Genomic DNA, 12,016 nt, shown 5'->3' with positions numbered 1-12,016 from the left:
CCGAGCTGCTGGAACGTGTCAGTGTGCCGGTCCATGTCAACGCTCAGGAAGCGGAGTGGGTTTCGCGGGTCACCGGGATAGCACCCAGCGAATTGACGTCTCACCAGCACGGCGACCACGTCAGCGTCGGCGATGTCGACATCGAGCTATTGCACACTCCCGGCCACACCCCGGGCAGCCAGTGTTTCCTGCTCGACGGCCGCCTCGTCGCCGGTGACACCCTCTTCCTCGAGGGCTGCGGCCGCACCGACTTCCCCGGCGGGAACGCCGAGGAGATGTTCCGCAGCCTGCAGGCGCTGGCTCAGCTTCCCGGCGACCCGACGGTATTCCCGGGGCACTGGTACTCCGCAGAGCCGAGCGCGGCGCTCTCCGAGGTCCGAAACACGAACTTCGTCTACCGCGCGAGCAATCTGGAACAGTGGCGCATGCTGATGGGCGGCTGACAGGGCCCATCACCGTTGGACTCGGGGATCGCCGTCGACCACGTGGTCGTGAGATATCCTCCCGATGCTGCGCGCCGGCGGAGCGTAAGGGGAGGACCCACCGCGATGACCACACCGCACATGCCAGCCGGTTGGTACCCCGATCCCGACGGGTCGGGCGGGCAGCGTTACTGGAGCGGCCACGCGTGGACCGAACATCAGACGCAGGCACCGCAGGCCGCCCCGCCCCCACCCGCCGGGCCCACGGGGCCACCTCCACCGACGGGGCCGCCTCAACCGTCGGGGCCGACGAGCACACCCCGGCGCGGCGGCGCCCACCGCGCGGACGAGGATCCATCGGACTCCCCGGCACAGCCGAACGAACCTGTCCAGTCCGCAGCTAGATCTGATGACTCCGTTGCGGGCTCGTCGTACCCCGACGAATCCGGCGAGGCGCCACCCCGGGCTGAGGCTGCCGCCGCCATGCCCATGGCACCGTCGCCGGCTTCGAGCCCACCCAACGCGGCCCCGGGCGGCGATCGTCAGCTGCTCACGCGCTACCTGGCGGTGTGCGCGGCGCTGTTGGGAGTGCTGGTCGTGGTCTCGGTCTACGCAGCGTTCTTCACCGACGACAGTTCTTCGAGCCTTGGCGCGTTCGAAGATCCCACAACGACCATTTTGCCGCCCCCGACCACGACTGCCGGCAGCGGTTGGGGCGAGGCGCCGACCGACACCGCGCCCGAGACGACGGCGGTCGCGCCGCCCTCCCCCGAGCGCAGTGACGCCACCGACGGCCCCCTGGCTTTCACGGTGGACACCATCGAGATCACCCCGTCCGTCTCATCCCTCGAATTCCCGGTCGACAAGTCCGCGACAGGTGAGTACGTCGTAGTGCACATGACTGTGACGAACACCAGCGACGAACCGGCCACGTTCCTGGGCACCTTCCAGAAGCTCATCGCCGAAGGCACCGTGTATTCGATCGACGACGAGGCGACGTTCTACGCCGGTGGTGCGCTGGCCGAATTGAACCCGGGTGACCAGGCCGAAGTTGCGGTCGTCTACGACGTGCCGCCCGGTACCGATCCCGAAGTCATCGAGCTGCGTGCGGACCCGCTGAGCCCCGGCGTCGAGGTGTCGCTGCCCTAAAGGCGATCGCCGAAAGCCCAGACGGTCCGGCGGTCTCCTGGCAGACTCAGAAAGCGGCGCTCCACGCTCAATCACGCCGGGGGTCTTCGTGAAAAACATCGCGCTGTGTTTCGATCACGGCCGTGACCGCTCCGGGTCGGCCGGCGTCAAGAACGCCTCGGCCCTGGTCGCACTGCTGCAATCGGATGCTGACCAGATCGTCTGGTCTCGTCCTGACAACGACGCGATCAGTCCCCATCACTTCCCGCGCCGGCATCGGCGGTCTGAAGCGCGCGGCAGAGCCCGCGCATCCGTCATCGAAGCCTACGAATTCCTGATGGACCGCTGGGAGCCCGGCGATCGCCTCTTTGTCTTCGGTTCGGGCCACGGCGCCTACTGCGCGCGGGCACTAACCCACTTGCTCGGCACGGTCGGAATACTGCGTGGACCCGACTCCGCACGGTGGAGGGCGGCGGACCTCACCGAGTATGTGTTGTCCGCCTACGCAATACCGCGCACCCCGCGCAGCACGTCGGATTGGCGGCGCGTAGGCCGGTTGGCCGCGCGCCTGGCCGGGCGCAGTGACATCGCGGTCGAGGTCGAATTCCTGGGCCTGTGGGACACGGTCGCGGTGCCGGGCCTGCCCCGACCGGACACCCCCGACCCGCTCCCCAACGTCACGGCTGCCAGACACGCCATCGCGATCGACGGCGGCTACGGACCATTTGACGTGCAACCTCTGGCCCCCGCGGGCGACAGCGTCGAGGAGGTCTGGTTCCGTGGCGCCCATGATGACGTCGCCGGAGGGCAGAACGCCTGCACGCCGCTGTCGCAGATCGCCCTGGACTGGGTACTGGACGGCGCCGTTAATGCCGGTGCAGTGCCGCAGCCGTCGAATCGGCTGGCGCCCGGCGCCGCCGACGCCCTCGCCGAGGGCGCACACACGATGTCGTTCCGCAAAGTCCCAGTAGACGCTGCGGTACACGCCAGCGTGGAGAGGTACCTGCGCACCCATCCCTCGTATTGGCGGCGCCTGCCGGCGCGCGTTACCTGGGCCGACCCGGATTGGGAGGCCCGCTCCGAACGTCTGATGGACACCGCTTCGAGCGCTGACGCCGTTCCGGAGCTGGTCGGCGCGTCGTAGCGAGCCGCGGCCTCCGCGGGGTCTGCTACCTGCCCGTTCTGTGAAACCAAACCCGGTTGGGTGGCAACCGGGGCGACGCTGTTAGGTTCGATCCACCTCACTCGGCACGGCAGGAGGACCATGACCAGCACTGTTTCTTACGCACTCGCAGACTCGGTAGCGACCATCACCCTGGACGACGGCAAGGTGAACGTACTGGGGCCCGCGATGCAGACCGCGATCAACGAGGCCCTGGACCGGGCGGAGGCCGACGCCGCCAAAGCGGTGGTGCTGGCGGGCAACTCGCGGGTATTCAGCGGCGGGTTCGACCTGGCGGTGTTCCAGTCCGGCGACGCAGCCGCAGCCCTTGCCATGCTTGCCGGTGGATTCGAGTTGTCACTACGGGTACTCACATTTCCCGTGCCGGTGATCATCGCCGCGACCGGTCCCGCCGTCGCGATGGGCTCTTTCCTGCTCCTTTCGGCTGACCATCGCGTGGGCGCGCCCAAGTCGCGCTGTCAGGCCATCGAGGTTGCCATCGGCATGACCATTCCGATATCGGCCGTTGAGATCATGCGGATGCGGCTGACCCCCGCGGCTTTCCAGCGCGCGACCGCGCTCGCGTCGACGTTCGTCGGCGATGAGGCGATCGCCGGTGGCTGGCTCGATGAGATCGTCGACGCCGATCAGGTGGTCACGCGCGCGCAGCAGGTGGCTCAGGAATGCGCGACGACCCTGCACGCCGGTGCGCACGTCGGTACCAAACTCAAGGCACGCCGGCCCGCGCTCGACGCCATCCGCGCCGGAATCGACGGCCTGGCCACGGAGTTCACTCTCAGCTGATGATGACCGGGTGACCCACGTCCGAGGCCGGATCTGGCGCGACGGCAACCCCGAGGACGACTTCGCGTTCTCGTCGATGTCGCAATACCTGGCCACCGAAGGCACTTTGGTGTGGTGCGACATCCACGACCCTGACCACGCGATCCTCGAGGAACTCGCCCAGGATCTGCACCTCAACTCATGGGCCGTCGAAGATGCCGTCGCCGAAGCCGAACGCACGAAGGCAGTCGCCTACAAGACGCATACGTTCTTCACCGTCTACGCGGTGTCGGTCAAGACTCCACCGTCCACCGACACCGGGGAGTCGATGCTGGAAATGCACCGGATCTCGGGGTTCGTTCTGCCTCGCGGGTTGATCACCGTCCGACTCTCACCGCACTTCAACGTCGACGAGGTGTCGCGGCGCTTCGACGAACTCGGCGGCCAGGAGCACGGCGTCGGCGCGCTGGTGCACGGTCTGATCGACGTGGTGGTCGACAGTCACTTCGACACGGTTCAGTTCCTCGATGACGGGATTGAGGCGCTCGAGGACGATTTATTTGCCGACAAAGTTCCACGGAATGGCCTGCAACGCAGCACTTTCCAACTCCGCAAGGACTTAGTGGCGCTGCGACGGGTGGTGCTGCCGATGCGCGAGGTGGTGACGATGATCCAGCACCGCAGAATGGACGGCGCGACGGCGGCCGAACTCGATCCGGTATTCGCCGACCTCTACGACCACGTACTGAGGGTGTCGGAGTGGACGGACTCGCTGCGGGACATGGTCACGACCGTGTTCGAGACGAACCTGTCACTGCAGGATGCCCGACTGAACAACGTGATGAAGAAGCTCACCGGGTGGGCGGGGATCGTCGCCGTACCCACGGCGATCACCGGGTTCTACGGCCAGAACGTGCTCTACCCCGGTATCGATTCTGTCGGCGGGTTCGTGACGAGCACGGCAATCATCGTGGTGCTGGTGATCGTGCTGTACGTGATGTTCAAGAAGCGGGACTGGCTGTAGCCGATGGCGCTTCACCTCCATCGCGCCGACCGCACAGATCAGCTCGCCGACGGCCTCGGAGAGCTGCTCTCCGCACCCCCGGTCGATCCGTTCGCCGAGGACCTCGTTCTGGTGTCCGCACGGGGGCTGGAGCGCTGGCTCAGCCAGCGACTGTCGCACGTATTGGGCCACGGGCACGAGACTGACGGCGTCTGTGCAGGCGTGACGTTCCGGCATCCACAATCGCTGATCGCCGAACTCACCGGGGCCGGCCATGACGATCCCTGGTCACCGGATGCGATGGTGTGGCCGCTGCTGGCGGTGATCGACGGCTGCCTCGACGATTCCTGGTGCGCCGCGCTGGCCACTCACCTGGGCCACTTCGAAGGCGGCGATGAGAAGGACCTACGCCAGGGGCGACGCTATGCCGTCGCCCGCCGCCTCGCGGGCCTGTTCGCCTCCTACGCCAGGCAGCGCCCGCAGCTACTCGTCGACTGGCTCGAAGGCCGCACCGAGGATCTCGACTCCGACCTGCAGTGGCAGCCAGAGCTCTACCGCGCCCTGGTCGATCGCGTCGACGCTGACCCGCCGCACGTCCGACACGCTAAAACCGTTGCCCGCCTGAAGGAATCCGGCGCTGAACTGCCGGCCAGACTGTCGCTGTTCGGCCACACCCGGCTGCCCCAGACCGAAGTCGCACTCCTCCACGCATTGAGTACCCACCACGATCTGCACCTGTGGCTGCCGCATCCCAGTGACAATCTGTGGGCCTGCCTGCGACATTCTCACGGCGCAGTTCCTCGCCGCAAGGACACCTCCCACCGCGCCGTCGGGCACCCACTGCTAGCTACGCTCGGCCGGGACCTGCGCGAATTACAGCGCAGCCTGCCCGCAGAAACCAAGACCGATGACTGTTTGAATGGTCGGTCTGGACCCGCCGAACGGCCGGGCACCCTACTCGGCTGGCTACAGTCGGATATCGCGGCCAACACGGTTCGCCGAGAAGGCCGGTCACACAACATCTCCGACCGATCCGTGCAGGTGCACAGCTGCCACGGGACGGCCCGGCAGATCGACGTGCTGCGCGAGGTGCTGCTCGGACTGCTCGCAGACGATCCGACCCTTGAGCCCCGCGACATCCTCGTCATGTGTCCTGACATCGAGGCCTACGCGCCCCTGATCGTGGCGGGCTTCGGCCTCGGCGAAGTCGTGCAGGGTGCTCATCCCGCGCACCGGCTGCGTGTCAGGCTCGCCGACCGCGCGCTCACCCAGACCAATCCGCTGCTCGGCGTCGCCGGCCAACTGCTCGACCTGGCCGGTGGGCGCGCCACCGCCAACGACGTGCTCAACCTTGCCGACGCCGGCCCGATCCGCTTCCAGTTCGGTTTCAGCGACGACGACCTCGACGCGATCGCCGAGTGGGTGCGTGAGGCCAACATCCGCTGGGGCTTCGATCGCGACCATCGCCGCCCCTACGGTGTCGACTTCGTGCAGAACACCTGGCGGTTCGGTCTGGACCGGGTGCTGGCCGGGGTCGCGATGTCCGATGACTCGCACGCCTGGCTGGACATTACGCTGCCACTCGACGATGTGAGCAGCAACCGGGTCGAACTCGCCGGACGGCTCGCGGAGTACGTCGACCGACTTCGCGTCGCGGTCGAATCCCTCTCGGGTGCAATGCCGTTGAGCGAGTGGCTGAATGCGCTGTCCGTGGGCGTTGCCGCGCTGACCGCGGTCCCGGACGACGACATGTGGCAGGTCAGCCAGATGGAGCGCGAGCTGAATGGTGTGCTCTTCGATGCGGGTACACACACCGATGTCGAGCTGAGACTGCCCGACGTCAGGGCGCTGCTCGACCGCCACCTCGCCGGCCGGCCCACCCGCGCCAACTTCCGCACTGGCACCCTGACGGTCTGCACCATGGTGCCGATGCGGTCGGTGCCACACCGCGTTGTGTGTCTTGTCGGCCTCGACGATGGCGTGTTCCCACGCCTGGGGGTCCTCGACGGCGACGATGCGTTGGCCCGCGACCCGATGACCGGCGAGCGCGACATCCGTTCCGAGGACCGACAGTTACTGCTCGATGCGATCGGCGCAGCGACCGAGAAGTTGGTCATCACCTACACCGGCGCCAACGAGTACTCCGGTCAGCGCAGGCCACCCGCGGTACCGGTCGTCGAACTGCTGGATACCCTCGACGTCACCACCACCGCGAAGGTCCGCGACCGAGTTCTCGTCGAACATCCGTTGCAACCCTTCGATATCGACAACGTCACGCCCGGTCGGCTGGGCATGCCGCCGGGTGAGCCCTTCACGTTCGACTCGACCGCCCTGACGGCGGCCAGGGTCGCGGCGGGCCATCGCGAAGTGCGGCCGCGCCTGTTCGACGCGCCGCTTCCGCCTCCGCCACCCGACGACGTCGCACTCGACGATCTGATCGGATTCTTCTCCGATCCCGTCAAGGGGTTCTTCCGCGCGCTGGACTTCACCCTGCCTTGGGACGTCGACACCGTCGAAGACACCATTCCGGTAGAGATCGATGCGTTGCAGGAGTGGAAGATCGGCGACCGGATGCTCGAGGACATGCTGCGGGGCGTGCCACCGGCAGACGCACAGCAGGCAGAATGGCGCCGCGGATCGCTGCCACCGGGACGCCTCGGCTGGCGCCGGGCCCAGGAGGTCGCGGCGCGATCGGCCGCGCTGGCGGCCTGCGCCCAACGTCACCGCACGCAGGACCCACGGGCGATCGACGTGGACGTTGAGATCGACTCGACCATCGGCGCAGGCCGACGCGTTACCGGCACGGTGCCGCAGCTGTACGGCGAGCTCATGGCGGCTGTCACGTACTCGAAGCTAGATGGCCGCCATCTGTTGCGGACCTGGATTCGGTTGGTGGCGTTGGCCGCTCGCTACCCTGACCGCAATTGGGCAGCGGTGTGCATCGGCCGGGCAAAGCAGGGAGAGAAAGTAAAGGAGCGACTCCTGGGGCCGCCGGAGTCCGCCCTCGACGTACTGAACGACCTCGTCGCTATGTATGACGCCGGCCGCCGCGAGCCGATCCCGTTGCCGCTCAGAACATCCTATGCATGGGCCGATGCGAGGTATAACCGAGGTTCACCCGAACGGGATGCCGGATTCAGGTGGAACTCCCGCAGATTCCCCGGCGAAAGCGAGCAGCCCGCGCACGAACTCGTCTGGGGTAGGGCTTCTCACATTCGGGTACTGATGACGCCGGTGCGCCCAGGCGAGGAGTACGAGGGCGAGAGCACCCGGTTGGGCGCCTACGCCGCCCGGCTATGGCTGCCGATGCTGCACGCCGAGAGGGATCGGTTTTGATGGAGATGGAGCCGTTCGACCTGCTCGGTCCGCTGCCCGCACCACGGACCACCACGGTACTGGAGGCCAGCGCGGGAACCGGCAAGACGTTCGCGCTCGCCGGCCTCGTGACGCGCTATGTCGCAGAAGGTGTGGCGCCGCTCGACCAGATGCTGTTGATCACCTTCGGCCGCGCGGCCAGCCAGGAACTGCGGGAGCGGGTGCGCCAGCAGATCCTGCAGGCGGTGCTGGCGTTCGACGCACCCGCAGACCACCGCGACCAAGCCGGCGCCAACGAGGTCATCGAACATCTGCTGACCGGCACCGCCGAGGAGTTGGCCGACCGCAGGCGGCGGTTGCGCGACGCTTTGGCGGGCTTCGACGCCGCAACCATCGCGACCACACATCAATTCTGTCAGCTCGTGCTGAAATCACTCGGCGTTGCCGGGGACAGCGACTCCGGAGTGCAACTGGTCGAGAGCCTCGATGACCTAGTTGCCGAGATCGTCAATGACCTCTACCTCGCACATTTCGGGCAGCAGCGTGACGAGCCACTGATCAGCTACCACGATGCACTGAACCTCGCTCGCGAGGTGGTCGCCAATGCGCACACCGAACTACGTCCGCTGGATCCCGGGCCGGGCCTGGATTCCGCGGTGCGGGTGCAGTTCGCAAAGGCGTTCTGCGCCGAGCTGGAGAACCGCAAGCGCACGCGCGGCCTGCTGCATTACGACGACCTACTCTCCCGGCTGGCGCACGCGCTCGAGGGGCAGGACTCGCCGGCTCGGGTGCGCATGCAGCGCCGGTGGTCGGTCGTGATGGTCGACGAGTTCCAGGACACCGACCCAGTGCAGTGGCAGGTCATCGATCGCGCCTTCAGCGGGCACTCCGCGGTGATCCTGATCGGCGACCCCAAGCAGGCGATCTACGCGTTTCGCGGCGGCGACATCGTCACCTACCTGCACGCCGCATCGACCGCGGGCAGACAGAAGACACTGGGCACCAACTACCGCAGCGACGGCCCCCTGGTCGACAGCCTGCAGGCCGTGATGCGCGATGCTCAACTCGGCGACCCACGAATCGTGGTCCGCAAAGTCCAGGCCAAGTACCCGCAGCACCGACTCAAGGGCGCGCCGCACAACGAACCCTTCCGACTGCGCGTGGTGAATCGCGAAGAATTGGGGATCCGGCCCAACCGCGTGATCCCGATCGGCACACTGCGCAACCACATCCCGCGGGATATGGCCGCCGACATCGGCGCGCTACTCGCCAGCGAGGCAACGTTCTGCGACGAGCCCCTGCAGCCCCGCGACGTTGCGGTGATCGTCGAGAGCCACCGCGACGGCCATGCTTGCTTCGACGCGCTGACGGCCGCAGGCATCCCCGCCGTCTACACCGGAGACTCGGACGTATTCAGCTCTCCGGCCGCCGAGGACTGGCTATGCCTGTTGGAGGCCTTCGATCAGCCGCACCGCTCCGGGCTGGTCCGAGCCGCCGCGACCACCATGTTTTTCGGTCAGACCGCGGAAACACTTGCTGCCCAACGTGATGAGCTGACGGATCAAATCTCCGAGAAGCTGCGTCAGTGGGCCGACCACGCGCGGCAGAGCGGGGTGGCCGCGGTCTTCGAAGCCGCACAGCTGAACGGAATGGGCGAGCGGGTGCTGTCGTGGGTCGACGGCGAGCGACACATGACCGACCTCGCGCACCTGACCCAGGTCTTGCACGATATCGCCCACCGCAACCACTTCAGCCTGGCCGCGCTGCGTGATTGGCTGCGCACCCAGCGCGAAGAACGCAGCGGGGCCGTCGAACGCAACCGCCGACTCGACAGCGACGCCGCGGCGGTGCAGATCATGACGGTGTGGGTCAGCAAGGGACTGCAGTTTCCAGTGGTGTATCTGCCGTTCGCGTTCAACCGCAACGTCCAGACCCGCGACGTGGTGATGTTCCACGACGGCGATACCCGCTGCCTGCACATAGGCGGCGCATCGAGCCCCGACCACGTCATGGTCCAACAGCAGGGACGCCGGGAGGCGGCCGGTGATGACGTCAGGCTTACCTACGTCGCGATGACGCGCGCACAGTCGCAGGTCATCGCGTGGTGGGCGCCGTCGAACGACGAACCCAACGGCGGGCTGTCCCGGCTATTGCGGCGTACGCCCGGCGACCCGGTGGTTCCGGACCGTTGCGACCCGCACCGGATCGACGACCAGGACGCGATGGCGCTGCTGCGGCGGTGGGCCGACGTGGGCGGGCCGGTGCTCGAGGAGTCGGTGATCGCACCGCCGGTTCAAGTCGAGTTACCAAGCCCGGCAGACGATCTCACGGTTCGCCACTTCCACCGCAACATCGATACGCTGTGGCGGCGGACCTCCTACTCGGGGCTCATCCGGGCCGCGGAGACCGGCGGGGAACACGGCGTGTCCAGCGAGCCCGAGGTGGTCGAGCTCGACGACGAGTTCGGTCCTGAAACCGACGCCGGAGCCTCTCCCTCCCCCACCAGCCCCGGCCCCACCAGCACCGGCCCCGATCTCGCGTCCCCGATGGCCGATCTGCCCAAGGGCGCGAAATTCGGAACGCTGGTGCACGCCGTGCTCGAGACCGCGGACCCGTTGTCCGCCGATCTCGCCGCCGAACTGGAGAGCCAGATCGAGGCGCACTCGGTCTGGTGGCCCGTCGACGTTCCCGGCGAACAGCTCGCAGCGGCGCTGGTGCCACTGCACGACACCCCCCTGGGACCATTGGCCGGCGATACGACCCTGCGCCAGATCGGGCTGGGGGATCGGCTGCGAGAGATGGATTTCGAATTTCCCCTCGCGGGAGGTGATCTGCGTGACGGCGCACCTGAGATCCGGCTCGCCGATGTGGGGCTGCTGTTGCGCGAATATCTACCTCCCACCGACCCGTTGGCCTGCTATGCAGATCGGCTGGTCGGCGACGAGCTGGGCCACCAGTCGCTGCGCGGCTACCTAACGGGATCGGTGGATGCCGTGCTCCGCACCGACGGGCGTTACCTCGTCGTCGACTACAAGACGAACTGGCTGGGCACCGACGCACCGCTGACCACGGCCGATTATCAGCAGCCACGTCTGGTCGAAGCCATGCTGCACTCGGACTATCCGCTCCAGGCTCTGCTGTACTCCGTTGTGCTGCATCGCTTTCTGCGGTGGCGGCAGATCGGTTACGATCCGGCTACCCACCTCGGTGGCGTGCTCTACCTGTTCCTGCGCGGGATGTGCGGACCCGACACGCCGCGCATCGCTGGTCATCCCGCCGGCGTGTTCAGCTGGCACCCACCGGCCGCTCTGATCGAGGCACTGTCTGACCTGCTGCACGCGGGGAGGACCTCGTGATGGAGCTGTTGCGAGGTTTCGCTGATTCCGCCATTCTCGGTTTGGCGGATATCCACGTTGCACAGCGACTTTGCGCACTTGCCCGCGAGCCCGACGAGACCGTGGCCCTGGCCGTCGGACTACTCGTCGCAGCGCTGCGAAGCGGATCGGTTTGCCTCGACCTGCAACTGGTGGCGAAACAGCACGAGCAGGCCGGCGCGGCTGATGCAGCGTGGCCCGAACCGGGGGCATGGCTGGCGGCGGTGCGGGCCAGCCCGCTCACCGGTGATCCTCCGGTCCTGAGAATCCTCTCGGACTCGAAGGCCGACCTGCTCTACCTCGACCGGTACTGGCTCGAGGAGCAACAGGTGTGCAGCGATGTTTTAGCGCGGCTACGCAAGGCCGATGCCGCGGAGCCGCTGCCCGATCTGGAACGGCTGTTCCCCGCCGAGTTCAGTGAGCAACGCGCCGCGGCGGAAGTGGCCCTGGCGCAACGATTGACGATTCTTACCGGCGGGCCCGGCACCGGGAAGACCACGACCGTCGCACGACTGCTGGCATCGATCGCCGAGCAGGCCGACCTCACCGGCAGCGCCGCGCCGCGGATGGCGCTGGCTGCTCCGACGGGCAAGGCGGCGGCCAGGCTGGCCGAAGCGGTGACGTTGGAGGTGGGCAAGCTCCCACAGATCGACCGGCAGCGCCTGGCTGGACTTCGCGCGACCACACTGCACCGACTCTTGGGAAGCAGGCCGGATACCTCGTCGCGGTTCCGGCATCACCGCGACAATCGGCTGCCACACGATGTCGTGGTGGTGGACGAGACCTCGATGGTGTCCTTGACGATGATGGCGCGACTGCTGGAGGCGGT

The 12,016-nt window shown here is 67.2% G+C and carries 8 protein-coding genes; all 8 read left to right on the top strand.

Going from position 1 to position 12,016, the window contains the following annotated elements:
- On the top strand, window positions 1-443 hold a 443-nt coding region (locus ACPGXI_RS17010; RefSeq protein ID WP_526655030.1), incomplete at its 5' end, for an MBL fold metallo-hydrolase.
- A 105-nt stretch (window positions 444-548) separates the two neighbouring features.
- Entirely contained in the window at window positions 549-1,571 is a 1,023-nt protein-coding gene (locus ACPGXI_RS17005; protein ID WP_526655028.1) for a DUF4352 domain-containing protein, read from the top strand.
- Between the two features lie 88 nt (window positions 1,572-1,659).
- Entirely contained in the window at window positions 1,660-2,694 is a 1,035-nt protein-coding gene (locus ACPGXI_RS17000) for a phospholipase effector Tle1 domain-containing protein (RefSeq protein ID WP_526655026.1), read from the top strand.
- A 120-nt stretch (window positions 2,695-2,814) separates the two neighbouring features.
- Window positions 2,815-3,516 carry a crotonase/enoyl-CoA hydratase family protein gene (locus ACPGXI_RS16995; protein ID WP_526655024.1) on the top strand — a complete coding sequence of 234 codons (702 nt, stop codon included), beginning with the start codon at window positions 2,815-2,817 and terminating at the stop codon, window positions 3,514-3,516.
- 10 nt (window positions 3,517-3,526) lie between these two features.
- Complete coding sequence (locus ACPGXI_RS16990; RefSeq protein WP_526655022.1) at window positions 3,527-4,519, top strand: magnesium transporter CorA family protein; 993 nt, start codon at window positions 3,527-3,529, stop codon at window positions 4,517-4,519.
- 3 nt (window positions 4,520-4,522) lie between these two features.
- Window positions 4,523-7,834 (top strand): exodeoxyribonuclease V subunit gamma, encoded by a 3,312-nt coding sequence (gene recC / locus ACPGXI_RS16985; RefSeq protein WP_526655020.1) that lies wholly within the window; start codon window positions 4,523-4,525, stop codon window positions 7,832-7,834.
- Between the two features lie 5 nt (window positions 7,835-7,839).
- Window positions 7,840-11,169 carry an exodeoxyribonuclease V subunit beta gene (recB, locus tag ACPGXI_RS16980; protein ID WP_526655032.1) on the top strand — a complete coding sequence of 1,110 codons (3,330 nt, stop codon included), beginning with the start codon at window positions 7,840-7,842 and terminating at the stop codon, window positions 11,167-11,169.
- Window positions 11,169-12,016: AAA family ATPase (locus ACPGXI_RS16975; RefSeq protein ID WP_526655018.1), on the top strand; the 848-nt coding region annotated here is incomplete at its 3' end. The genes recB and ACPGXI_RS16975, both read left to right, overlap by 1 nt.

It is taken from the genome of Mycobacterium sp., assembly GCF_049608025.1.
Taxonomy (GTDB): Bacteria; Actinomycetota; Actinomycetes; order Mycobacteriales; family Mycobacteriaceae; genus Mycobacterium.
The sequence above is the reverse complement of the archived record's forward strand: the minus strand, read 5'-3'. Positions and strand labels throughout refer to the sequence as shown.